The sequence below is a fragment of the Streptomyces sp. NPDC057638 genome, from assembly GCF_042800315.1.
Lineage (GTDB): Bacteria > Actinomycetota > Actinomycetes > Streptomycetales > Streptomycetaceae > Streptomyces.
In genome coordinates this window covers 24922-48554 of record NZ_JBHVHF010000005.1, presented here as the reverse complement: position 1 = coordinate 48554, position 23633 = coordinate 24922, and the positions used below count along the sequence as shown (strand labels likewise).

General features: G+C 67.5%; 19 protein-coding genes and 3 CRISPR repeat arrays (1 of these 22 running past the window's edge). Of the genes, 10 read left to right on the top strand and 9 right to left on the bottom strand.

The genetic code is table 11. The features are described 5' to 3' along the window. Positions 1-217 precede the first annotated feature (217 nt). From ACFVIM_RS01505 to ACFVIM_RS01495, 3 genes are all read left to right on the top strand, one after another. Positions 218-625, top strand: a complete 408-nt coding sequence (locus ACFVIM_RS01505) for a hypothetical protein (protein ID WP_384297196.1) — start codon at positions 218-220, stop codon at positions 623-625. An 895-nt stretch (positions 626-1520) separates the two neighbouring features. After that, positions 1521-2471, top strand: coding sequence for a DUF3883 domain-containing protein (locus ACFVIM_RS01500; RefSeq protein WP_384297195.1), 951 nt, complete (start codon positions 1521-1523; stop codon positions 2469-2471). A gap of 164 nt (positions 2472-2635) precedes the next feature. Next, positions 2636-4543, top strand: a complete 1908-nt coding sequence (locus ACFVIM_RS01495) for a DNA/RNA helicase domain-containing protein (RefSeq protein ID WP_384297193.1) — start codon at positions 2636-2638, stop codon at positions 4541-4543. Between the two features lie 217 nt (positions 4544-4760). Here ACFVIM_RS01495 and ACFVIM_RS01490 read toward each other — a convergent pair whose 3' ends face one another. Continuing rightward, positions 4761-5906, bottom strand: a complete 1146-nt coding sequence (locus ACFVIM_RS01490; protein WP_384297229.1) for a helix-turn-helix domain-containing protein — start codon at positions 5904-5906, stop codon at positions 4761-4763. Continuing rightward, positions 5899-6519: a hypothetical protein gene (locus tag ACFVIM_RS01485; RefSeq protein WP_384297192.1), complete on the bottom strand. Its 621-nt coding sequence runs from the start codon at positions 6517-6519 to the stop codon at positions 5899-5901. The genes ACFVIM_RS01490 and ACFVIM_RS01485 overlap by 8 nt, the downstream gene beginning before the upstream one ends. Positions 6520-7070: 551 nt before the next feature. On the opposite strand from ACFVIM_RS01485, the gene ACFVIM_RS01480 reads away from it, so the two are divergent. From ACFVIM_RS01480 to ACFVIM_RS01470, 3 genes are all read left to right on the top strand, one after another. Continuing rightward, positions 7071-9287 carry a hypothetical protein gene (locus ACFVIM_RS01480; RefSeq protein ID WP_384297190.1) on the top strand — a complete coding sequence of 739 codons (2217 nt, stop codon included), beginning with the start codon at positions 7071-7073 and terminating at the stop codon, positions 9285-9287. Between the two features lie 922 nt (positions 9288-10209). Next, entirely contained in the window at positions 10210-10494 is a 285-nt protein-coding gene (locus ACFVIM_RS01475; RefSeq protein WP_384297189.1) for a hypothetical protein, read from the top strand. Positions 10495-10734: 240 nt separating this feature from the next. Continuing rightward, on the top strand, positions 10735-10965 hold the full coding sequence (locus tag ACFVIM_RS01470; RefSeq protein WP_384297188.1) for a hypothetical protein: 231 nt from the start codon (positions 10735-10737) through the stop codon (positions 10963-10965). A gap of 2235 nt (positions 10966-13200) precedes the next feature. On the opposite strand, the gene ACFVIM_RS01465 is transcribed toward ACFVIM_RS01470, so the two are convergent. The 3 genes from ACFVIM_RS01465 to ACFVIM_RS01455 form a co-directional block, all read right to left on the bottom strand. Next, positions 13201-13911 carry a hypothetical protein gene (locus ACFVIM_RS01465; RefSeq protein ID WP_384297186.1) on the bottom strand — a complete coding sequence of 237 codons (711 nt, stop codon included), beginning with the start codon at positions 13909-13911 and terminating at the stop codon, positions 13201-13203. Between the two features lie 119 nt (positions 13912-14030). After that, entirely contained in the window at positions 14031-14744 is a 714-nt protein-coding gene (locus ACFVIM_RS01460) for a hypothetical protein (RefSeq protein WP_384297185.1), read from the bottom strand. Positions 14745-15710: 966 nt separating this feature from the next. Beyond that, positions 15711-16061, bottom strand: coding sequence for a hypothetical protein (locus ACFVIM_RS01455; RefSeq protein ID WP_384297183.1), 351 nt, complete (start codon positions 16059-16061; stop codon positions 15711-15713). 295 nt (positions 16062-16356) lie between these two features. Between ACFVIM_RS01455 and ACFVIM_RS01450 the strand changes: the two genes are divergently transcribed. Further along, positions 16357-16830: a hypothetical protein gene (locus tag ACFVIM_RS01450; protein WP_384297182.1), complete on the top strand. Its 474-nt coding sequence runs from the start codon at positions 16357-16359 to the stop codon at positions 16828-16830. A 367-nt stretch (positions 16831-17197) separates the two neighbouring features. Here ACFVIM_RS01450 and ACFVIM_RS01445 read toward each other — a convergent pair whose 3' ends face one another. Further along, complete coding sequence (locus tag ACFVIM_RS01445; RefSeq protein ID WP_384297181.1) at positions 17198-17449, bottom strand: hypothetical protein; 252 nt, start codon at positions 17447-17449, stop codon at positions 17198-17200. Between the two features lie 18 nt (positions 17450-17467). Next, positions 17468-17746, bottom strand: coding sequence for a hypothetical protein (locus ACFVIM_RS01440; protein WP_384297180.1), 279 nt, complete (start codon positions 17744-17746; stop codon positions 17468-17470). Positions 17747-18318: 572 nt separating this feature from the next. Here ACFVIM_RS01440 and ACFVIM_RS01435 point away from each other — a divergent pair. Continuing rightward, on the top strand, positions 18319-18615 hold the full coding sequence (locus tag ACFVIM_RS01435; RefSeq protein ID WP_384297178.1) for a hypothetical protein: 297 nt from the start codon (positions 18319-18321) through the stop codon (positions 18613-18615). Between the two features lie 384 nt (positions 18616-18999). Beyond that, positions 19000-19455: direct repeats of the CRISPR family, unit length 28 nt; unit sequence GGTCCATCCCCGCGTGTGCGGGTTCGAC. Positions 19456-19724: 269 nt separating this feature from the next. On the opposite strand, the gene ACFVIM_RS01430 is transcribed toward ACFVIM_RS01435, so the two are convergent. Continuing rightward, on the bottom strand, positions 19725-20741 hold the full coding sequence (locus ACFVIM_RS01430; RefSeq protein WP_384297177.1) for a sensor histidine kinase: 1017 nt from the start codon (positions 20739-20741) through the stop codon (positions 19725-19727). Between the two features lie 380 nt (positions 20742-21121). Beyond that, the gene (locus ACFVIM_RS01425) at positions 21122-21802 is read right to left on the bottom strand and encodes a response regulator transcription factor (protein ID WP_384297176.1); all 681 of its coding nucleotides are present in this window, start codon (positions 21800-21802) and stop codon (positions 21122-21124) included. A gap of 210 nt (positions 21803-22012) precedes the next feature. Between ACFVIM_RS01425 and ACFVIM_RS01420 the strand changes: the two genes are divergently transcribed. Beyond that, positions 22013-22306, top strand: a complete 294-nt coding sequence (locus ACFVIM_RS01420) for a hypothetical protein (RefSeq protein ID WP_384297174.1) — start codon at positions 22013-22015, stop codon at positions 22304-22306. Between the two features lie 205 nt (positions 22307-22511). Then, the gene (locus ACFVIM_RS01415; RefSeq protein WP_384297173.1) at positions 22512-22790 is read left to right on the top strand and encodes a hypothetical protein; all 279 of its coding nucleotides are present in this window, start codon (positions 22512-22514) and stop codon (positions 22788-22790) included. 139 nt (positions 22791-22929) lie between these two features. Continuing rightward, positions 22930-23083: direct repeats of the CRISPR family, unit length 27 nt; unit sequence GGTCCATCCCCGCGTGTGCGGGTTCGA. A gap of 266 nt (positions 23084-23349) precedes the next feature. Beyond that, positions 23350-23633: a CRISPR direct-repeat array (repeat unit 24 nt; unit sequence GTCCGCTCCGCGCGAGCGGAGGTG) (it continues 120 nt past the right edge of the window).

Here is a 23633-nt window from a genome sequence, read left to right as displayed (position 1 = left end):
CCGGGCTGATCCGTGCACGCTTCGTATGGTGCCGCGCCGTCGACATTGTCGACCAGAAGTAGGAGCTCGTCCGACGCCTCGCCCGGGCAAGAGGCGGTGAATCCGAACGGGTGGCCCCGGCATCGCTGATGACGGCCGCGCCTCCGATGGCAGCACGACCAGGCGCAGGCCCTCGCCCGAGAACTCGTCGCCGATCCGGCCGCCGTGCTCCTTGGTCGTGGATGTTGCGCCCGACTCGCTCCCGGACGCGCAGGGCGTCGCCGTGGTCTCTGTCCACGACCGTCGAGTCCTCTACGCGGCCCCGGCCGGGGCGTACGGCACCCCCAAGCGTGGCGCCGTCCGCGACCGACTTGATGACCTCCTGGCCGACCGGCGGGTGGCCAAGGAACCCGACTACATGGGTCCGGTCAGCCGCTACCCGCAGGCGCTGCTCCGCTCGCCGAACCCGGGGCCGTTCGCCCCCGGTCGTCGGCCAACGACCGAGGGCGAACGCGTCGAGACCACGCGCCACCAGAAGCAGCGGGCGCGGGTGCGGCGCGAGCTCGCCCTTCAGGCCGCTGGGTGGCGGACCGTGCCCGCCACAACCTCCCCACCCCCACCCTGGCTGCCATCCAACCAGCTGTAGGCCGGGCGCTCGTTACCGACGCGGAGCGGATCCGCCGGGCGGCGTCCTGGCCCGTGCCCACCCAGGGCGGCCCGCAGCTACCGCTCGCGGCATGGGCCACACCCTGAACCGCACAGCATCCCAGACCGCCACAGCCCCGGACCACCCCCGCGGGTGCGGGTTCGCCCTTCGAACGGCGGGCGGCGAGGGTGGGTCAGAGTTCGATTCGGCACTTCCACCATGGGAGGGCGGGTGCCGCGAAGGGGTTGTTGACCGTACGTCGGAGAACCTGGTCGTCTGCGGGTTCGATGGCTGCGCGGAGTTCGCGTCGTGCCTTCGTGCGGAGGGTGTGGAGCGTGAGTTCCAGCAGTGTGCGGATGTGGTATTAGCCGTTCCGCAGGTCGGTGTCGTCGTAGTCCAATTCGTAGTCGTAGAAGGGAGTGATGTCCCTCCGTGGTCTTCGGGCAGGGGTACTCCACCGGCGAAAGGTGTGTGCGACCTCGCCTGCGGGGAGCCCGTGGCTGCGCTCGAACTGTGCGATCTGCCTGTTCGCGGATGCGGACAGCCCTCGGATCACGGGGGTCCGCTGAGGCCTGAGCCGGTTGACCCGGCGTGGGAGCTGAGCCCTGATCTCGCCTGGTGACCGGCGAGGCATGAACACTTCCCGATAGGAAGACCGGTAGGTCTGCCGACCATAGACCGCCTCTGCGCGCAAGAGCAAGGCCTGAGGACGTGCCGACGGGCCAATGCTCGGCCAGCATTGGCTTGTTCGGCGCGGGCACGGCTTCGCACGAGCTCGAGCGCGCGGTCACGTGAACCGTTTTAGGCTGATTTGATTCCGATGCGGCAATCCGGAGTCAGCCCAACCTGGGAAACATATGGAGCAGTCGATAGGCCGTGCTTTATCGTGCTCTCCATGGAGACTGCCAAGTTCGTCATGGTCCATGTCGGCCAGAAGGTCGGCCAGCAGCGCAACCTGCAGCACGGCATCGAAACCCGTTCCTGGGGCTTCCCTATCCACAAGCCCTGGTACGACGAGGTGAAGCCCGACTTCGCGGTGCTCGTCACCGGCGCCTCACCGCGGGTGCAGTTCGACGAGTGGGTCAAGGGATCCGCCACTGTCTACCTGTTCGCCGTCCAGGCTGCCGTCTACAAAGGCTCAGCCCCGCACTGGCCCGACGAGGAGGCTCAGGGGGAGATCCTCTATCCGTACCGGATGGGGCTGACACCCCTGGCGGTCATCGAGAACGTCCCGCTCGGTGAGGATGGCCCGCTGACCCTGGACGCCTCCGATGCCGCCCGCTGTTCCGGTACCGAAAGGGGTGTCGGTCGGCTCGTTGACATGTCACCCCAGCCCCTGCTCGACCTGGCCGGCATCAGCGTTGACTGGGCGTCCGCCCGCACGGTGCCACTGAACAAAACCCCTGGCTTCACTGCGGAAGCAGTGAAGGGGGAAACCGCTCCGAAGCGGAAGCGGCGCGGAGCCGGCTGGGTCTCGGACCCGAAGAAGCGCAAAGCCATTGAGGAGCACGCTGAGAACCTGGCGATTGCGCACTACACCAACGAGGGGTGGGAGGTCGAGAAGCTCGGCAAGCCCTACGACCTGCGCTGCACCCAGCCGGACAAGGAACGGCACGTTGAAGTCAAGGGCACGACAGGCGCGCCCACCAGCGTCGAACTGACCATCAACGAGATCAACCACGCACGCTCGGCGGAGAACACCGTCGATCTCTATGTGGTCAGCGACATCCGGATCGCACAGGACTACACGACCAGCGGGGGCAACGTACTCCACCTGACGGACTGGGAACCCGCCGAGGAAGACCTGCGGCCCCGGAAGTTTGAGTACCGCCTACCCCAGAAGTAACTGTCGCCGAGGGCGAGCCCAGCGCTACCGAGCCCCGCTGGCTCCGGGCCTGGGCCGTGGGGCGCCAAGCCCCATCCTGGCCAGCGCACCCACGCACACACGATCCCGGGCATTGTGAAGGGACTATGACAGCCAGCCACTCTGACATCAGCACCACTCCTCACGTGACCCCCGCCACCGCAGGGGGACCGCACACGGTGCGCTGTGCCGCAGCGGGCCGGGTGCACGAGATCCTGGCCCTGGTGCGCGAGCCGGGCTTCGTCGCACGATGCGCGGCCCGCTACCGGGCGGCTGGCTTCGGTGAGCCCGGCGAGAGCGAGATCCGCAGCTGGCGCGCGAGCTGGCCCCCGCTCCTCGACGCCCTCCTCCGGGCCGGCTGCGGGGACCTGTGGCTGTACCTCGAGTACGGCACCCCGGGCGGCGGGCAGCGCCTGGACGCCCTCCTCCTCGGGCACACGGAGACCGGAGTACTCGGCCTCGTGGTGATCGAGCTGAAGCAGTGGCAGCGCGCCCAGGTCCTGGACGCCGAACGGGTCCGGCGGCCGGACGGGCTCGTCACCCCCCACCCCGTGCACCAAGTGCGGAGCTACCTCGACTTCTTCCGCTTCTGGAGGCCCGCCGAAGCCCCCGCCCTGGAACTGCGCGGTACGGTCCTCCTCCACAACGCCACCCGGGCCCAGGCGGAAGGGCTGCGCGACCGGGACGGCGACGGACCCCTCATACCGATCGTCACCGGGGACGACCTCACCGCGAACGGAAACCCCTTGGCCGCCGCCCTCGGCTGCACCGGCCTCAAACCACCAGCGGCACAGGAGGTGCGGGCGTTCGAGGGCATCGCGTGGGTGCCGTCGGAACGCCTGCTGGCCCAGGTCGGCGGGCTGCTGCGGGGGCAGACAGTCTTCCCGCTCCTCGGCGCCCAGTTCGACGCGTTCGTCAGGATCCGTTCGCTGGTGTCGCGGATGCTGGACCGGACCGACACGGAGGGCGCGGTCATCGCCGTCACTGGTGGCCCCGGCAGCGGAAAGACCGTACTCGCCGTCCATCTCCTCGGGCACCTCATGCAGTACCAGGCACAGTCCCGGCCCCGGTTCACCACCCCGTCGGGCACCCTCCGAGCCCACCTCCTCGATGCCGCGGACGGACACCCGCAGGCACGTGATCTGTTCCCGTCCGTGGCCTCCCTGCATAGCGCCGCCCGCACCGCCGGCACCGTGATCGTCGACGAGGCCCAGCGGATGACCCGGCTCCGCGGGTCTATGCCGCCCGAGCTGGCCTCCGTCATCCGCCAGGTCCGCCTGGTCGTGGTCTTCCTCGACGAACGGCAGACCGTCCGGCCCGGCGAAGGCACCACCGTCACCGAGATCGAGGCCACTGCCCGCGCTGCCGGGAGGCGCTACCACCACCTCGAACTCAAAGGCTCCTTCCGCTGCAACGGCTCCGCCGCCTACACCAACTGGGTCGACAACCTCCTCTATGGCACCCCTACCGTCTGGCGGACCCACCGCGAGTACGGCCTGCACCTGTGCGAGGACCCGTTCCAGCTCCAGGAAGTGATCGACCACGCCACCGCCGCCGGTCACACCGCCCGCACCGCCGCCGGGTTCTGCTGGTCCTGGCCCCGCACCAACAACCGGACCGGCCCACCCTCTCTGGACATCGAGATCACCACCCGCACTACCGGCCGGCCCCGGGTATGGAAGGCCGCCTGGAACGCCTCCACCACGCGCACCGGCCCCGACGGCGCCACCATCGCCCCCCGAAGCCAGCTCTGGGCCACCCACACCAGCGGCCACCAGCAGATCGGCTGCATCTACAGCGCTCAGGGCGTCGAGTACCGGCACGCCGGCGTCATCATCGGCCCCGACCTCACCTGGACCACCACCGGCTGGACCGCCCACCCGGACAAGAGCCACGACGCCCACCTCCGCGACCTCACCCCGGAGGAGTACCTCCCCTACGCCCTCAACATCTACCGCGTCCTCCTCACCCGTGGCACCCACACCACCCACATCCACGCCACCGACCCCGACACCCACCGAATGCTCACCAGCCTCATCCCACCCACACACTGAGCATGCACTCTCCCCTCCAGTGCAGCCCAGCGACCCGCGCACACCGTTCGGCGACAAACGGCCAACGGACCACAGGCCACCTCCACCCCCGGGGACCCCGTCCACCAGACCACAGATGAACAGCGGACAAACCGGCGCATCCAGATGCCACAGGCACAGCGAAGTACCCGTCGAGCCCATCTCGACGGGTACTTCGCCGTGCGTGGTCAGGGGCAGCTCAGAGCGCCTCAGCCTCAAGATCGTCACGGGGCCGGAGCGCCACCACGTTCCCAGCTCTTCCTGCCCTCGGCCGCCCCACCGGGACGTCCGGTGCCAGGGACCGCATCAGCACCGGGTGCATCCCCAGGTCGTCTGCGGCCTGCAAGAGAGAGAGCCGCTCACCGTACCGGCGCACGAGCATGGCCCGGAAGAGCGCGGGCTGCTCCGCGTGCACCACCACCGGCTCCTCAGTCCGCCAGCCCCGCGCACTGAGCTGCTTGTACAGGCTCTCGCGGCGGCTGTCGTCGATGATACCGAGATGGTGCGCCCGCTGGATGAGGGCCTGGATCGAGATGCCCCACTTTTGCTTGAGTCCGGCAAGGTCCCGCAGCGTGAAACCGGGCGCGAGGGCCTCCTCGGCACGCTCGCGCGGCATGAGGAACGCCCCGGCGAACCGGTGAGCTTCCCTCTCAGCGTCCGCAACGGTGACCAAGGCCCGGCGTGCCGGGTGCAGAACGAGATGACCAAGCTCGTGGGCAGCGGTGAACCGCTGGCGGTCACCACTGCCAGCGGAGAAGTAACTGATCAGATACGGCTCCTCGGGGCCGCGCCAGCACGAGACACCGGAATGCCCCACGACAATGTCCTCGCCGTGTCCGGCGGCATCCACCAGGACGAGAGGGACAACGGGGATACCCGCCCGCTCGCAGGTCCGGATGACGTGGCCGATAACACCGTCCCGGGCAACACCGAGGGCATCGCGGGTCTCGGCGGCCAGGTCCTCGATGTCATCAACGGTAAGGGGACCCTCGGCCCGGGGCAGTCTGCAGCGCCGCACCCTGGTCTGGGTCAGCAGGGCAGCGGCGACGCGGTATGCCTCACGGACGGTGGCCTCCACCCGGCCGACTTCCTTCGCGGCGGCCCTGGCCTTCTTCCGGAAGAGCAAAGTATCGGTGGGGAGATCGGCCGGGTCGACGTCAAAGAACGACCGGGGAGTGCCCGTGGCGCGCGCGATACGCTCGAGTACGTCGTCGGTAACCGCGCGGGTTCCCTTCTGCATGGCAGAGATGAGCGGCTGCGAGACCCCTGCGGCGGCGGCTAGCTCCCCTTGGGTCAGGCCCATGAGGAGCCTGAGTGTTCGGACCCGTTCCGCTGGATCATGCACCACTGCCTTCGCCTTCCTCGCGCTGTTCCTCGTCGAAATCGAAGGGGAGAGCGATCCCGCGATCGTCGGGGAAGAACTCCCAGCCTTCGAACGTTTCGGTCTCCCGGGGCAACTCGAAGTCGAGATCGAACTTCGGGGTACGTCCGAGCTTCCATTCACTGATGGGTCGCACGATACGCACCGAGATTTCGCCTCCCGGTTCGGGGGGTGAGAGCCATACGGCGAGCAGGTTGCTGGCCTGTACCCCGAACAGGTCGGTCGCCGGGTTGGCGTAGTAGCTGATGCGAGCCCGGTTCCGGCCCGGCGCGGGGACCAGGTCAAACGGAGTCGCGTGCAGGACCCGCAGGGTCAGCATCTCGTTGCGGAGCAGAATGCGCCCGCTGAGGCTGTTCGCCAGCTCCCATCCTCCCAGATGCCGCTGCTGTTCCAGGTGGCGACGCGCATGATCCCGGGTGAGATCGGTGCGCCCCTTGGTATAGCCGGTCCCGGTCATCCCGTGGTCGTCGTAGTGGCCGTGGGCGTTGTTGTAGCCCTGGTCGAGCCCGGCGTAGAGAGGGGCCGCGAGGCCCTCGACCGACGTGGTGATGAAGGCAGCATCCTCATGTGTGAGCATGAGTGTAATTTTATTACACCAAGTTTCACGCCAGCAAGAGGTACGCACCACTCGATGGAGGGCCGATCCACCCCAGACCCACACGCGATGCGCACTCCCCCAACTGCCGTCAGAGCCGATTCGGGGCGTCAACGGAATCGTCGAGGCGCGAGTCCACGACTCACATAGCTCTCACGGCGACATCGCGCCCACAGTCGCACCGGATTGTCCGCGCACCTCCACTCCGAACTCCAGCAGTTGGTGACGCTCCACCTCGGGGGCTGGGGCGCGATGAGGGAGCACTTGATGAATCCGCCAGGCTCCGCCGTTATTAGCGGCGCCTTACCGTCGGGTTCGGGAGTTCAAATGATGTCGGTTTCAGTCGATAGGTCCATCCCCGTGTGTGCAGGTTCGCCATGAGGGCCTCTCCGTGAACGCGGGGGGCCATCCCCGTCGATTCCAGAGCCGCCATCGAGCCCTCCGCCCGGCGGTAAGATCACCGTTTGTATGACGGAAGGCGGGATCGCCCCAGCGTCTGCCGATCTGTGCCGAGGGCCGAGAGGAGGGACAGGATGCCCGAGGGGAACGGATCGCTCAGCCCGTCATTCGAGCGCATCCTCAAGATGGCTTTCGAGCGCCTGGCGCCGGGCCCGGTGACAGTGCTGACCACGAGCGCGGAAGAAGGCCAGCCCTCCTTCGAACCGCCCTCGGAGTGGCGCTCGGTTCAGGAACCGGCCTGGCAGGACCTAGGCTCGGGCGTTGCACGTCTCCTGGGGCAGGGCCCGCTTCTCCTCGTACCACCATGGCAGCGCAGCATCGGCGCCCGGACGCCGCGCCAGGATGTGTCCCTGTACGTGTACGACGATGTTCTGCGCGCGTGCAGTCCCGCAGACGCCAGCAGCGGCATGGCCGTCCTGACTCCTGCCGAACTTTGGATCTCGGAGTCGCCGCGTGCGGCGGAGCTGCGCAGGATGCTGGCCGAGCACTGGGACATCCTGGCCGTCATCTACAGCACGGGCGTGGTTCCTCAGATCCATCAGACTTTCGTCGTGGCTGCCTGCTTCCTGAAGGCCAAGCAGGAACACCGCCCTCCGATGAAGATCTTCCGGGCGCCGCGCGGGGACGACGAAACGTTTGCCGAGAAGGACTTCCAGATGCTACTCAAGCGCGGAGGAGGCAGCACCCGGTATGGCTACGTCATCCGTGACCTCCCGCCCGCTACAGAGAGCCTCGACTTCGACCGTCACCATCCGGACGTCGTATCGCAGCAAGCCGACCTGGCGGGCTTCGGCAGCCTCACCACGCTGGGCGAGCTGTACGAGACCGTCCCCCGCATCCACATGGCGGGACACTCTCACTGGATCAGCTCCGAGGAGCAGCCCAGCGCCGTTCGGCTGCTGGGAGGTCGTGACATACGGCGCGACGGCTCCATCGCGCTGCCCGCTGACGACAGCTACTGGGTCAAGGCTCCGCCCGAGTACCTCCTGCGCCCAGGCGACCTCATCCTCCGCGAGATCCACGGACCACACGATCCACCAGGTCTCATCGTTGCCGAGGTGACCGAGCAGGACCTTCCCGCCGCGCCCTCCCAGATGACCGTCGCCCTACGCCCTCGTGCCGCCATTACACCGCAGCAGATCAGACTGACCGTCCAGTTCCTGCGTACGCCGTTGGCCGACAGGCTGGTTGGCAGATCCAGCCTTCACATCACGGTGAAGCGGCTACAGAAACTACCTGTGCCGCAGCCGGACAGCGTTCTGACCACAGTGCTCGACGATCTTGATGCTGCCCGTCACCGCCTTGAGACCTGGGTTAAAGAAGCAGAAACACTTCTCGAGTCCGCGTTCACGTACAAAACAGCGGTTCAGGCTCGGGAAAGAATCATCGACCAGGGCCGTGGGCTGCGTTTGCGTGTAGAGGCCGCAACACTGCTCGACGACCTGGGGCACACCGTGCGCACGCGCTTCCCCCTCCCCATCGCCTACCGGTGGCGTGAAGCCGAAGCTCGCATGAGCGCCGGCGATCAACAGGCGGCCTACAACGCCGTCCTGGACACCGCCGAAATCCTACTCTGCTACATGGCGCTGCTCTCCCTGGCGCTCACCTGGGAAGCCGGGATCCCGTTGGGCTCCATCGCGGCGATCAAAGAGAAGCTCACCAGCGGGCGCAGCGGCCCGGGTCTTGGTGACTGGGCCGCCGTGATGCAGGAGGCCGCCACAAGCCGCAAACTTCGTAAACTACCACACCAGCACCCCATGCACAGCATCCGCTCCCTGCTGGCGGACCAAGACGCCGCCGACGCACGCCAGCGATTGAGTGAACGCCGCAACGACGATGCCCACCTCCGTCGTCTCGATCCCATCGATCTCCCGACCGCGGTAACAGAGGCCTTCGCCGATCTGACTCTGCTCGTTGAACGATCCCGCTTTCTTGCCGACTTCCCGCTCTGGCACGTCACCGAGACCCGCTGGGACAGCCTCTCCAAAACAGCCAGCATCCGCTACCGCGAGCTGACGGGAGACCATCCCGTTGTACCGACCAAGGCTGCTACTTCGATGAGACACGACTTGGAACCCGGCAGCCTCTACCTGCGGGACTCCACACATGAGCTGCACCTTCTGCGCCCGTTCCTGACAGGCGAGGTATGCCCGACTTGCCGCACATGGTCGACGTTCCATGCTGATCTCATCCCCAAGGGCAGCGTGCAGCTGAAAAGCCTTGAACATGGGCATGTACTACATCAGTCGCCAGACAAGTCAGAGGCGTTGGCGATCGTCGGACTGCTCTGACGTGCAGTTGCCGCCTGAGGCCTCAGCCGAAGGACGCCCACCGTCAGCACCAGCCTGGAATCGCTACTACGATCCCCATTTCCGACGGCTGTCCGCCCAAAAGCGCGCAAAGGGTCCCGGCGAGCAATGCGCTACTGTGCACCCGGCCGTGGCTCCAGCGGTGTCAGCTATCAGATGACGAGTCACCCAGTGTTCGGCCCGGTCACCAGGAGAGGACGAAGCGCACAAACTGGCCCGGTGTTCGTCAGCATCATGCGCAGGAGGGCCTGCTGAGCGACGCATGGCCGACGCGGGTCGGCCATGCGCCACTGACTCAGACCAACCGGCCAGCGAGCTAGCTCTTGCACCCTCAGGGGAAGCATGCCGCGAACTGCTGCGCCGAGCGATTCCGGTACACAGACGGAGTCTCAACCGGAGGCCATTCTGATCTCCTCGCTGGCTGTCTCGCACTCCCGCTCTCCGCCCGACTGGCCGTCTCGGTCACTGTGGAGGTTGTCGGGCTCGGCGCGGATCCTGTCTGAGACACGGACGATGCCCTCGAGGGCGTCTGGCTCCAGGCGGCGGAGATGCGGTCCCTGCCCAGCCCCGCCCACTGGACTCCGGTCACCGGCGCCCTCGGCAGCACTCCAAGCTCGTCCCCCAGCTCGCCGGGACCGCCGCCCCGCGCCGCTGCCCCAGCAGTAACCGCCTGGTCGACCTCATCGAATTCAGCGCCTGGCATACCGAGGAGTGCCGAAGCGGCCCCGACCGTTGCCTCACGCCGGAGTCAACACCTGCTGTCCCGGTTCACCGCCTAGCCAAGGCCCATACGGAGCGGCCCGGGCTCGGGGTTCATCTCGCGGCCCGTGCCGACCAGGCCCGGCAGGAGGTCGAGAAGCACCGGAGGGTCTGCCCTGTGTGCGGGGTGGGTGGCCGGTGCGTGATGGGCCGCGACCTGGAGATCTACCACCGTGAGATCGAGGCGACCCGCACGATCACCCGTGAGATCGACACCAAGCGGTGCATCCGGGAGCAGCGCCAGCGGGCGAAGGTGGTGCTCTGTGCGGTGGAACAGGCGGACCTGCGGCGCCATGACCTGGTTCTGGAGCCCTGGGTGGCGGGCACCAGCTTGGTGACCGGCCAGGAGCGGATCCGTTGGGCGGCGTCCTGGCCCGTGCCCACGCAGGGAGGCCCGCAGTTGCCGCTCGCCGATTGGGCCACACTCTGAACCTCACCTGTGCTGGCTTCGTTCACTTCAAGCGGCAGCGTTTGTCCAGCACTTTGGGAGGCAGTTGGTGCTCTACTGGCTTGCCGATGTTCACGAGACATGAAGGCAGTCTGATGTCCAAGCGTCCGGGATGATCGGTGAGGAGTTCAGATCCGGGAGGGAAGGGGCAGCGCGATGGCGATCAGAGGGCTGAGCCCAGAGAGGACAGCCCGCCTTGAGGGGCTCGTCGACGAGTGCCGATTGCTCTTGGTCGGGGACGACGGGATGGCCGCCGTGCAATGGCTGCTGAGTGAGCGCCGGGTCGAGGTGCTTGATGCCGTGGTGATCACGCGCGAACTGCTGGGGGCGGGTCCCACGTCGCTCGCGGAGGCAAAGACCATCGTTCTGACGAGCCCCGGCAGAGGGCGTGAGCTGAGGGTGCACGAGCAGTTCATGGCTGATCTGGAGCAGGACGGCGCCTTCGGCCAGTGATGACAGTTTGGTCGGAGGGATGCCCCCGCCCGACCACGGCCACGGCCCGGCGCTGGCCGCGATTCCGGACTTGACCTTGGTCATGGTCCCGGCTTTGGCCATGGTGGCGCCGCGCTCGGTGTTCCGCCCGGGTCGTGGTGAGGGTGGGGAGGCCGTGTCCGTCCTGCGGCGGCGGCAAGGGCGGACGCACGATCGACACCAGCACCGGCGAAGTGACCCGCCGCACGTGGCGGTTCTGCACCGCCTGCAAGGAATCGGGGACCCCTCAATGACCGGCCTCACCGCCGTCACGGGCTGCACCCGGCTCACCGACGCCGAGCGCGAGGAACTGTCCCGGAAGAACCGGGAGCAGAGCAAGAGGTCAGAGGCGAACCGCCGATGACCCCCACTCCCCCGACGGTACCTCGGCCCACGCCGCCGTTGGCTACCCCGACACCGCTGCTGCCGCGCCAGGCGAGAGTGCGGGGCTCCTGGGTGGGCGGTACTCGCGGAAACCCGCCCACCTGTACGAGGGTCGGCGACCAAGACTCCCGGCGAGCGAGCGTGGCCTGCCCGCCGAGGTGGAACCAGGCCAGCCGAGAGAGGTGAGCTGCGGCTGTGTACCCAAGGACACGCTGGGTGGTGCTGGCTTCGGTGCTCGGATGCCGAGTCGGTCAAGTTCACTTGCGCGACTCGAGGCAGTGCCCTTACGGTGCGCGGGGATGGGCCCCGCCCAGGCTGTGACCCTAGACGGGAGCTCACCGTGCAGAGCCGGGGCTTTGATCTGAGCCTCCGCTCTTGGGGCTCAGGTCAGCCCTTGTGCCACCTCCCCAGCCACCACGCCGTACGGACCAGGAGGTCCTCGACGCGCTGCCGGACAGACGGTTTCGGCTTACCGCGACGCCCCATGGCGGCTCCTCTCAGACCGGCCGCCGGAAGAATCCCGGGCAGCGGCCCTCACTGTTGGGTTCGGGCCGGGCCCCGAGGCACTGGGGCCCGGACAGGCCCGTCAGTGGAAGGCGCCGTGCGACGCGAGCAGCACTCTATTTCCGGGGCAGTGATGAGGCCCGGCGTCGGTCAGCGCCACGCCCCGCCAGTGCGCCCCATCGAGTGGTGCACATCCCGGTAGGGGGAGGGTGTCTGGCGCCACGACACGGTTGTGGGAGGTGGCGCCACATGCCCGGTCCGTGTGCCGGCCTGCAGACGCGGCCCGGGTTCCTCGGTCACGGAGGGGCGTTCCTGAGGAGCGTTCGGTGTGATCGGCCCTGGCTGACAGTGCGACCGTCCGCAGCTCAGCGGTCTGGGCGCTGAACGGGCACAGGTGACCGGCTATGGTCACAGGACTGGCGACAGTTGATGGAGGAGGGGACCACCGGATCCAGCTTTGCCACGACGAGTGCCGAGTCGGTCAAGCAACGTGACTGACTTCGGCTCGGGACTTCAGTCTGCCAGGCAGGCCCGATTCAATCCTGATGGATCCGTCTCTGGATCTTCACTCCCCAGGGTGAATGGAACTGAGGGGCTTGCGCGGTGTTGGCTGGGCCGGGACACCGGCAGCGGCATCGTGTCAGTCGCGAGGTCCGTAGGGCTGGAAGGGTCGTAGGGCTGGGCCGACGCGGGAGCGGTGAAGGTCCACATCTTTGCCACTGGCGGCTTGTTGCCCAGTCCGACCACTCCGGGTACAGGGTCAGCCGACCGGAGGTCTGCTCGTATCACACTGTGCCCGGTGAGCTGAAACTGCTGGTGCAGAAGACCGACGTGAGCTAGACCGTCGGCTATGAACAACCCGCGACCGTGCCCGGCGGCTACGCGCAGAGAGCCGTAGATACGGCGCGAGCGGGCCGTCCAGGGCGCGGCTCCAGGTCCATCCCGGCCTGAGGGTTCGGCGGGCTGACGGGGATCGTCGCGGCACTGACCCCGGGTCCATTCCTGCGTGTGCGGGTTCGATTCGGCGAGGCCCGGCCGTTCGTCGTCGCCTGCCGGTCTATCCCCGCGTGTGCGGGTTCGACTTCTTGCCAGCGAACCTGTGAATCTGAATCGACATCGATGTCACAACCCACCCCAGGCCCCAGACGACGCTCAACATCACCACCAACGACACTGAGCCGAATGGGTGACGGCCGACGGGTGCTCAGGGCTTCAAGATCATCCCGTTGCCCCTTTGGCGCGTATCTCGGTCACACCCCACGATCGGGTCTGACGCGACCGGCGGTTCTGCGGTCCCTCCAGGATGGTGCTGCCCGGGGACGGCAGTGCCTAGAAGGGCATCATCTCCACCGAGACTGTCGAGAAGTCGAAGCGGAGGTTGCCGAGCACCGTCTCTGGGCGTGGACCGGTGTCGCCGTGGTGGTACTCCAGCACAGCGCTCATCAGGTACTCGCGGGTCCGGTGCCAGTTCAGCAGTTCGTCCTTGGCCACCAGCGTGATCCACTCCGGGATGTCTTCGTCCTCGGTGGTGTGCACCGAGCGAAGGAGCTGGTCCAGAGCGGCATACCACTCGGTGAGCTGTTCCCGGTGGTGGCGTACGAGTGTGTCGACGCCTGAGGACCCGCCCCCGGCCGCTGCGGCGCGCAGGTCCTTGCCCTGGAGGCAGGATTCGCGAGTCTGGTGCCTGCGGTCCACATAGCTGGCGTACTGCGGCCTGTGTTCCGGTGGGACCAAGGCACCTTCGCGGCTGCCCCACCCAGCGTGGAAGTAGTCTGCGTGCCAGGTCGGCACGTCCGGCTGGGACACGAGGCGCACTTCAGCGTCCCCGTCGGTCACCGTGTGGACGGCGTTGCTGATCCGGCACCACGAGGCGCCATCGGCGAAGTCCTCCCGCAGCGCGTGCCCCAACTCGTCCAAGTCGCCACCGAACCCGTTCACCAACTCAGCCGACGCACTGGTGACACGCAGACCAGCGAACGCGACGTTCAGACCGGTGATGTCGAGCCGGTCCTCGTCCACGAGGATCTCTACCTTCGTCATGGCCGAAGCGTCGCGTACCCCAGGGGACCGGCAGCGTGTCGACACTCCCCGGGTCACCCGTCCGCTCCGAAGCGGACGGGTGGCCCGCCTGGGCTGCTGGTGTTGCGGTGGTTACGACCTCACAGACCGAGGCCGTAACCGGGCAGGGGTCGGGCTACACCGAGCCGCTCATCCACGGGGGCACGAACCCCGACCCGGGGGAGACCAGAGCGACACCACTGGGAAGGCGGCTGTTGACGTGCTCCACGAACGCGCGCGGCAGGTAGGGGGATTCGTAAATCCGGAACAGCGCCTTGACGGCGAGCCGCGGGGTGGACAACAAGCCCTGTACCCATGCTGCGGTCGAGCGGCTGTTCCGTCTTGGTGACCACGACGCGGACCAGACCGTCAGGAGCGCTGGCCAGAGCGGCGTGATTGGTCGGTGTGAGGTGCAGGGTCTCGGCGTACAGGAGGCAGTCGTCCCAGGCGATGCCGTTCAGCGTGCCGTCCGGCGTGGCGAACACGACGCCCCACTGGGCCTCCCCGATGGCAGGGTCCGCGCCATCGGCCCAGCCGTGCTCGATCATGTGCCAGAACGGGTCGGCGCACGGCCTGCCGAGCTGCGCCGAACTTGGCCACTGGTACACGGCCCCCGGTGCGACACCGGTCAATGACCGGTTTCCCGGAGCCGTCCAGTTCGTGACCACCAGGGTGAGGCAGCCCGGACCATCGTCCCCGAACTGCCTCATCACCACGAGGTCGGGGACGGACCGGAGCCCGGCGACCGTGTAGGGCTGGCCGGTCATGGAGGCCCGGGCGCGGGCCGCGGACTTGCGGGCGTGGTTCTTCGTCATCGGTTGTCCTTCACGACCCGCGGCCCATGACCCGCCGAACGCGGTCGACTGGTGTCACTGGGCCTTGGCTGTCTGCCGGTGATGGGACCGCACGCCCCGTTGAGGGGGCCAGGACGGGCTCTCACACGCGGTCGTGGCGCTCGTGTGTGAAGCTCACCCCTGGTGGCGGGTCCCACGTGAGCCCTTCCTTCTCCAGGCTGTCGAGGATCCACTTCCGGCCGGCCTGCCCAGCGACCGCCCAGGTGTATTCCATGGAACGGAGGCGCTTCCGACGGAGATGCCACGGCCTCGTTCGTGCACGAGATCCCGCCAGATTGTGCACGAGATCGGCAAGCCAAGCGATGCAGGCGACATAGTCATCGCCCATCCACCCATAGAAGGGCTCCCGGCGCCGGGCCATAGCACGAATCTGGACCACAGCCAGATAGGCCAGGAACCCGGCTGCCTCGTCATCGTCTATCGCTCTCATGGCGCGCCCCCATTCCACTTGTGTCCGTAGCACTGTATGACCGCTTGAAGGGGCTGCTGACCTGCTTGGTTGAGTCCGGACGGTGCAACTCAGCGCAGGTCAAGGTTCAGTGTCATCGGACAGCGGGCGGCCAGCCGCCCGTGAGGCGGCAGCGCGCGGGGGCCTCGAGGGATCCCGGGGGCCAGTGGCGGTTGCTGACCGAGGAACTCCGCGCGTCCGGAGATCCGCCAGGGCGACATCGGGCTGGTACAGCGGCTCGTCGGTGATGTCTGCGGTGGTGGCGCGCACGCGCTCCCAGCCGGACTCGGTCACCCCGTCCTCCTGGAGGTCGCGGGCATGGTGCTCGGGGCCGGAGCCGAGGGGACGGCGGCGGGGCGACGTGGTCATTACCGGGATCGTACGACGCCAGTACGGTTCCACGGCCGTGACCTTGACCGCTCCCTTGAACGGCAGGTGGTCAAGGCGGCCCGTCCTGCGAAAGCCCGGCCACCCGGAAGTCAGGGGGGAGGCACGTAGGTGATGGCCGACGTCGCCGGCGGCCGTCGCGGCGAGAGCCACCACCGCCAGATCACTGCGGGGACGCCGTCCCGGGGCCCGTCGCAGGCATCGTTGAGGAGATCCACGACCAGCGACGCCGGCGCGCCGTCCGGCCCGTGCGCCAAGAACCTGACCTGCTGCGCCGTCCAAGGGTCCTCTCCGGGCGCCGCGAACTCCACCAGGGCGTGGTCAGCCACGAGGTCTGTGCCGTCCCGGGTGAGGATGAGCGTGCCCGCCTGGAGGTCAAGGCCAACCTTGACCTGGGTGTCCTCGTGCGTCACGACGGGTTCGCCGGTGGCACTCAGCTCCATGCTGCTCTCCAAAGGGACGGCGGGATCGTCTGCCGAGCATCCCAGCCGGCCGTCTCCCGTGGGTGCCGATTGGCCAGCACGGTGACGCCGGGGCTGATGACGATGGCGAGCGGCGCCGTTGCCGATCACTCGCCATCGCCGTCACACCTGGCCGGGCCGGTGACGCCCTGGGGCGGCCCGGCGTGCCGGGAGGGACGGGGTGGCGGTCGCGGCCTGGTGTGTGTGGGTGCCTCTATGTCTTTGGTCAAGAGAAACGGAGGTGCGGTGGGTCGGTGTACCGGGGCAGCATGGCAGGGTGCCTGATTTGCCGTGGGATGATGTGAAGTGCTTCTTCGACCTGGACTTGATGGGGTCGCTGCCGGACGTGCGCATCCCGGATGACTGGCAGACGGTCCTCGATCTGGTCGCGGAGAAGGGCTGGAAGTGCCAGTACTCCGAGGGAGAGACGGTGCTTCCAGTGCCCCGGGCGGACGCTGTGCTGTCCCGTCCGGCGGATGCCGAGTGCTCTGAACTGCGGGTCTGGCCGGCTGCCGATGTGTTGGCGATCTTCCGTTTCCACGCTGCCGATGAAGTCGACTTCGACGTCGACCTGCGGGAGTTGCAGGGCCAGGAGCGACTGGATGTGTTCTGCGGCTTCCTTCGGGAGATCGGGCGGCAGCTGGGCGGGCCCGTGCTGATGGACCCGGAAGGCGACTATGGCCATCCGGTGCTCGGCTTCGATGTCGGGGCTGACCGAGTCGTTCTCCTAGCAGACCCGCAGGTCAGGTGACGCGGCCGACGGCTGAGGTTCGGAGAAGGTGCCGCCGCGGCGCATGGCGAACAGGACGTCAGCCCGGCGCCTGGCGAGTAGCGGCTCTTGGTGGGGCTGTGGTCCATCCCCGCGCGTGCAGGTTCGGCCCTGCGGGGTGAAAGAGGCGTGCCCGTACACCCTCCGTGCGGGGGTGCCGTGGTAGGTGCGGTCCTTGTACGCCATGTTGTGTCGCCTGCCGTTGACCTTCACGTTCGCTCTGGCCTTGCCAAACGCGGGTGCAGGCGACAGGACGCGATCGTCGAGCTTGCGGAGCGAAGAGTTCGGCGGTGGCTCGGGCCGCCAGATGTCCGCCGTCCGCATGGGTCAGGCTTATCGAAAAGGCCACTCACCGGATCTGCAGGTGGGTGACCTGAAGGATACGGACGGCCTTTGCCGGAATGTGTGTGATCAGGAGTACAGCCATAGTGTGCGAGAGGACGAGATGGCGCGTCATACCGTCGTCCACGCCGTAAGGCACGGTCGTGGCATAGGGGTCCTTGCAAACCCTGATCATGGCCTCTCTCAACTCCACCCGCGCAGCCTGCGGTAGGGAGTCCAGCACAGCCTTGACAGTGGTGTCGTACCTCAGCTCGTACACGCTGTTCAGCGTGTCAGATCAGGCGGCACCCTGGGATCGGAATCGGTCAGCATCCTTCAAGAGGTCGACGGTGCCGTCGACCTCCCCGGGAATCTCTTCACCGCGCTCCAGAGCTGCGTGGATCTGCCGGCCGCGTTCGACCGCGTTAAGAGTGTCCTGGGCGATGCCCTGCCAGCGGGCGAACGTAGGGAGGAGATCGTGGGCGGGGGCGCGGTTGATCTCAGTGAGGAAGCGCTGGGCGGCGACGGGGTTTCCAAGGGCCTCGCAGATACTTTCGATAGTCCACTGGTCGCTCATACCCTGCGCCTCCTTGTGTGCGCCGACCCGGCTAGTTCCGTTGGGCGTGATTCCACGGTAGCGCCCGGTCGGCCAGGCGGACGGACGGATCCACACTCCCGGGCGGGTGTCAACGGCCGCTCCCCTGCTCCTCAGCGCCATCCCGGTCCAGGAGTACACCCCTCCTGCCCGGCGAGGCATTCGTGGTTTGCCCTGACTGCCGGACCTGGGTACCCATCACCGGTGCCCACAGCACCAGCCCGAAGCTGGTGCCCCACCACACCCGGCGTGCCGGGTCCGCCGGCCCGCGCCGTTGCCCTAGCAGCAACCAGCTCGTCACCCTCGACGTGGATGTCGACGCGTGGCGCGAGGAGGTCCTGGCGGTCGATGCCACCGTGGCTTATCGGCGCCCGGCGCGTCAGCACCATAAGCCGGAGCCCGCTCTTGGTGTCCCGGTTCACCGCCTGGCCGGCGCCCGTACGGAGCGGCCCGCGCTGGGGGTTCGTCTCGCGGCCCGTCAGGATCAGGCCTGGCAGGAGGTCGAGGAGCACCGGACCGCTTGTTCGGTGTGCGGGACAGGAGGGCGGTGCGCAATGGGCCGTGATCTGGAGGTCTACCACCGGGAGATCGAGGCGACCCGCACGCTCACCCGCGAGATCGACACCAACCGGCGGGCCCGGGAGCAGCGCGAGCAGCGCCAGCGGGCGAAGGTCGTACTCCGTGCGGTGGACCAGGCCGACCGACGCCGTCACGGCCGACTGGTGGTGAAGCCCGGCGTGGCGGAGGCGAGTCTGGTGACTGTCCAGGAGCGGATCCGCCGGGCAGCGTCCTGGCCCAGCCCCACCCAGGGCGCCCCGCAACTGCCGCTTGCCGAATGGGCCACACTCTGACCCTCACCCCTTTGTACTGCTGCGGCCCCGGACCGCCTTCCCGACGAATGAGGAGGGTGGCCGGGGCTGCGGCGCCCTTCGGAGAACCCCGCGTGTGCGGGTTCGACGGGGCAAGCCGAGCGCCGGGGAACCACACCGGCCGGAGAACCCGCGTGTGCGGGTTCGACACTTGCTGACCTGGGGTTCTACCGGCCGGTAACACGTTTTTGCTTTAGTTGCATTCGAGCCTTCACGGTCCTCGTGTCCTCGATGGCTTGACGTTCTCTCACGCTACCGGTCCGACTGCCGTCCGGTCCCAGGCCGGGCTCCCCAGGAGAGCTTCGCTGGGTTCCTCTGCCCGCGCGGAGCCACGATCCGGCGACCAGGTTGAAGCCGATCTCGATCGGGACACCTCCGCGTGTGCGGGTTCGACGTCCGGCCGGTGATCGCCCGGCACACCCTGTGCAGGTCCATCCCCGCGTGTGCGGGTTCGACCCCGCGTGCCCGCCGTCGACGCCGAGGCTGCTGGGTCCATCCCCGCGTGTGCGGGTTCGACGGCGAGCGCCGGCCCGCCGAGCCGGACCCCGCGGGTCCATCCCCGCGTGTGCGGGTTCGACCGGACTGTGACGCGGGCGGTGGCGGGGGTGAGCGGTCCATCCCCGCGTGTGCGGGTTCGACAACGGCACCACCACGCTCGGCACCGTCTCAGTCGGTCCATCCCCGCGTGTGCGGGTTCGACCCGGACCACAGGCCCTTGATCAGATCCTTGCCCGGTCCATCCCCGCGTGTGCGGGTTCGACGTCCGCCGACCGGTCCGCCGCTGCTTCGGACGCGGTCCATCCCCGCGTGTGCGGGTTCGACACTTGCTGACCTGGGGTTCTACCGGCCGGTAACACGTTTTTGCTTTAGTTGCATTCGAGCCTTCACGGTCCTCGTGTCCTCGATGGCTTGACGCTTTCTCACGCTACCGGTCCGGCTGCCGTCCGGTCCCAGGCCGGGCTCCCCGGGAGAGCCCTGCTGGGTTCCTTTGCCCTCACGGAGCCCACCCGACCGCGCCTCTCGATCGACTCCTTGCACTCCGGACCACCTCCGCTGGTGTGGGTTCGACAAACGGGGAGAGGAAGCGACCTCTAACTGCGGAGTTCGGCGGCGGAAGTGAGACGGGCGGGGAGGGCGAGAAGGAAGCGGCTGCCGTGTTCGCTGTCGGCGACGCTGAGGGTGCCGTGGTGGAGTGTGGCGATGTGGTGGGCGATGGCCAGGCCCAGACCGGCTCCGCCGGTGCTGTGGCTGCGGGCATTGTCGAGGCGGGTGAAGTATCCGAAGACGCGGGTACGGTCCTCGGCTGGTATGCCGGGTCCATCGTCGCTGACCTCCAGCGTGATCTCTTCGGTACCCGGGGCGTGGCTGAGAATCACGGTGATGTGTGCGGTCGCGTAGCGTTCGGCGTTGTCAAGGAGGTTGCCCAGTACTCGCCCTAGGAGTGAGGGGTGGCCGCAGGCTGGTACGGGTTGCTGGCAGGTGGTGACCGTCAGGTCGAGGTGTCCCGGCGGGGTACGCCGGGCGCATTCCTCCCGCACCAGCTGCGTCATATCCAGGGGCTGCCCCGAGTCGTAAAGCGTCGCTCCCGGGTCCAGGCGGGTGAGCATGAGGAGATCATCTGTCAGCTGCTGAAGGCGCACTGCGTCTCCCAGCGCCCCTTCCACCACGCGCGGCCAGTTAGCGCGGTGCGGCTGGGCCAGAGCGATCTCCAGCTCGGCCCGCAGCGCCGCCAGAGGGGTGCGCAGCTCGTGCGATGCGTCCGCTGTGAAGCGACGCTGTTGTTCCACTGATCGTTCCAGTCGGCCGAGGGTGTCGTTCATGGTTCGGGCTAGTCGGCTGATCTCGTTGCTCCGTCGTGGTACGGGTACGCGCTGGTCTAGGCGGTGGGTGCTCAGGTCCGTGAACTGCTGGCGGATGGCTTCCATGGGCCGCAGTGTGCGTCCGGCGATGAACCAGGCTCCGGCCGCGGTGAGAAGGACCAGTCCCGCTGCTGTGGCGACCGTCCGTTGGGCCATAGCGTCCAGGGCTGCCTGCTCCTTGGTCAGGCTGATCGTGGTGACAAGCCGGTGCGCTGAAGGGGTTCCATACTCGGGGTAAACATGACGCATGGGTCTGGTCTCGCTGGTCCCTTCAAAGAAATCTGGCCACAGCCAGAGAGTCAGGGCCCCCGAGTCCTCGTAGTACTCATCCGATCGCAAAAATTCTCTGTTCTCGCCGATTAATACAGGTGTCGGCTCTCCAGGAATGCAGTACTGACGTATCCCTGAGGGAAGTTTACCCAGGCCTGGGTTAGTTCCTCGGGCGCAGTAATCGACGACTGATATGTCGATCCCGAACTCTGTGCCATCCTCGAGTAGGTAACGACGCCAGAAGTCTGTGGCCAGGAAAGATCCAAACGCCAGCAGAGGTGTCACCAGCAGAGCGGACAGCAGTGCGGCTTTGGCTCGCATGCTCACGGTTGGCAGGAGCCGGATGCGTCTGAGGGCTCTCACGAGCGGGCCGGTTGATCTTCGAGGCGGTATCCGGCGCCTCGGACGGTGTGAATGGTGCGCCGCTGAAAGGGGTTGTCGATCTTCTTCCGCAGGGCGCTGACGTACACCTCGACGACGTTGACGTCTCCGTCGAAGTCGCCCCAGACGTGTTCCAGGACCTCGGTCTTGGAGACGACTTCCCCGCGGCGGCTTGCCAGGTACCACAGCACGGCGAACTCGCGTGCGGTGAGGGGAACTGGAACCTGCCCGCGGTAGCAGCGGCGCGCTGCCGGATCCACTCGCAGGTCGCCCAGTTCGATGGCCGCAGGGCGTTCCCGTTGCCCCCTGCGCACCAGGGCTCTCAGACGGGCTACCAGTGCGACGTAGGAGAAGGGCTTGGTCACGTAGTCGTCGGCGCCGGTGTCCAGTCCCTCTGCCTCGTCGTACTCTCCGTTCTTGGCGGTGAGCATGAGTACCGGGACCCAGATTCGGGCCTCTCGCATCCGTGCACAGACCCGTAATCCGTTCATACCGGGCAGCATGATGTCGAGGACGACGACGTCGTACTCGTTCTCCTGCACAAGCTCCAACACCCGTGGCCCGTTACCGACGGTATCGACGACAAATCCCTCTCCCTGCAGGCCCCGTCGAAGCAGTCCCACCAGCCTTGGATCGTCTTCCGCTACCAGTATCCGCATGCATGAAGTATCGCGGGGATCACCTGAATCCACGCTGAGAACCGTCTCCTTTTGCCGAGTCCCGCAGAATGCCGGATACCGATGCATAGATAGCCATCCTGAATGATCCTCAGGACTCCTCAGCCTCTCCACAGGGACAGGGGGCCACTGTGGTGTCAGTGAAGCCCAAAGGCCAGCCACCCGAACACAGTCGTAACGAATGGAGAAACCATGCTGAAGAAGATCACCACCTTGGGCGCGACCCTGGCGCTGGCTGTGGCCGGAGCGGTTGCCGTGACTGCTGCTCCCGCGACTGCGGCGTCGTCCACCGTGCAGACGGCTCCGGCAACCGTGGGCGGCGGCACCTCCGATACCGCCATGGGGGAGTGGATCTACGTCAGGTCCTTCTCCACCAAGGCCGCGTGCGAGCGCTTCGGGAGCAGTGCCGCTGACCCCTATGACTGCGCCAAGAACTACGACAATGGCAAGTGGGAGCTCTGGATCTGGGTCCCCAGCTCCGTCTGAGGCATCCGGTAAGGGTGCGTGTGCCTCACCGGGTACACGCACCCCCTGATCCGTCGAGCAGGAGGACAGCGTCTGGGGCGGCCTCACGAGAACGAGAGCCGGGCGATCCGAAATTGCACCCGTAACGGCCCGCGCTCGGGGTTCGTATCGTGGCCTTGCCTACCAGGCTCGGCATGAGGTCGAGGAGCACCGGAGTGCCTGCTCGGTGTGCGGGGCAGGCCGCTGTGAGATCGAGGCGACCCGGACGATCGTCCGGGAGATCGACACCGCGCGGCGTGTCCGGGAGCAGCGCCAGCGGGCGAAGGCTGTGCTCCGCGCGGTGAACCAGGCCGACCGGCGCCGTCACGGGCGGCTGGTGGTGGAGCCTGGCGTGGCGGGTACGAGTCTGGTGACTGTGCAGGAGCGGATCCGCCGGGCGGCGTCCTGGCCCAGCCCCACCCAGGGCGCCCCGCAACTGCCGCTCGCCCCATGGGTCACACCCTGAACTGCATAGCCTCCCTGTATTACTGCGGCCCCGGACCGCCTCCCTGACGAAGAGGAGGGCAGCCGGGGCTGCGGCGAGCTCCGGACAACCTGGTGTGTGTGGGTTAGACGGCACTATGCAGGACCTGCTGATGCGGCAGGGGGTCCATCCCCGCGTGTGCGGGTTCGACGCGCACCAGGGCGACAAGATCAGCGGCCCCCGAGGTCCATCCCCGCGTGTGCGGGTTCGATCCGGTCCGGGAATCGGACCACTTGTGGTCCGGAGGTCCATCCCCGCGTGTGCGGGTTCGATACTTGCTGACCTGGGGTTCTACCGGCCGGTAACACGTTTTTGCTTTCGGGTCTTCACGGTCCTCGTGTCCTCGATGGCTTGACGTTCTCTCACGCTACCGGTCCGGCTGCCGTCCGGTCCCAGGCCGGGCTCCCCAGGAGAGCCTTGCTGGGTTCCTCCGCCCGCGCGGAGCCACGATCCGGCGACCAGGTTGAAGCCGATCTCGATCGGGACACCTCCGCTCGCGCGGAGACCACGTCTCGGTGCAGACACTCCCCCCTGCTCGATCGTCCGCTCCGCGCGAGCGGAGGTGCTCCGGGCAAATTGCTCGGCTCGATGGGCGCGGGCGGGCTGGCCGTGGCGTCCGCTCCGCGCGAGCGGAGGTGCTCCGGCGGCCGCAGCCGCTGCCGCAGCGGTGTCGCCGTCCGCTCCGCGCGAGCGGAGGTGCTCCGCGCCGGGGCATCGTGGTCCTGAACTGGCAGATGTCCGCTCCGTGCGAGCGGAGGTGTGCTCCGGCCGCTTCCGGGTCGATGTCGTCCGGGAGGGCGTCCGCTCCGCGCGAGCGGAGGTGCT

Bases quoted from the DNA above. Each gene is read 5' to 3' on its own strand.
- ACFVIM_RS01500 (WP_384297195.1), top strand. From the start codon at position 1,521: ATGGAGACTGCCAAGTTCGTCATGGTCCATGTCGGCCAGAAGGTCGGC.
- ACFVIM_RS01485 (WP_384297192.1), bottom strand. From the start codon at position 6,519: ATGCTCACACATGAGGATGCTGCCTTCATCACCACGTCGGTCGAGGGC.
- ACFVIM_RS01480 (WP_384297190.1), top strand. From the start codon at position 7,071: ATGCCCGAGGGGAACGGATCGCTCAGCCCGTCATTCGAGCGCATCCTC.
- ACFVIM_RS01475 (WP_384297189.1), top strand. From the start codon at position 10,210: ATGGGCCGCGACCTGGAGATCTACCACCGTGAGATCGAGGCGACCCGC.
- ACFVIM_RS01465 (WP_384297186.1), bottom strand. From the start codon at position 13,911: ATGACGAAGGTAGAGATCCTCGTGGACGAGGACCGGCTCGACATCACC.
- ACFVIM_RS01460 (WP_384297185.1), bottom strand. From the start codon at position 14,744: ATGACGAAGAACCACGCCCGCAAGTCCGCGGCCCGCGCCCGGGCCTCC.
- ACFVIM_RS01455 (WP_384297183.1), bottom strand. From the start codon at position 16,061: ATGGAGCTGAGTGCCACCGGCGAACCCGTCGTGACGCACGAGGACACC.
- ACFVIM_RS01440 (WP_384297180.1), bottom strand. From the start codon at position 17,746: ATGAGCGACCAGTGGACTATCGAAAGTATCTGCGAGGCCCTTGGAAAC.
- ACFVIM_RS01435 (WP_384297178.1), top strand. From the start codon at position 18,319: ATGGGCCGTGATCTGGAGGTCTACCACCGGGAGATCGAGGCGACCCGC.
- ACFVIM_RS01430 (WP_384297177.1), bottom strand. From the start codon at position 20,741: ATGCGTCATGTTTACCCCGAGTATGGAACCCCTTCAGCGCACCGGCTT.
- ACFVIM_RS01425 (WP_384297176.1), bottom strand. From the start codon at position 21,802: ATGCGGATACTGGTAGCGGAAGACGATCCAAGGCTGGTGGGACTGCTT.
- ACFVIM_RS01420 (WP_384297174.1), top strand. From the start codon at position 22,013: ATGCTGAAGAAGATCACCACCTTGGGCGCGACCCTGGCGCTGGCTGTG.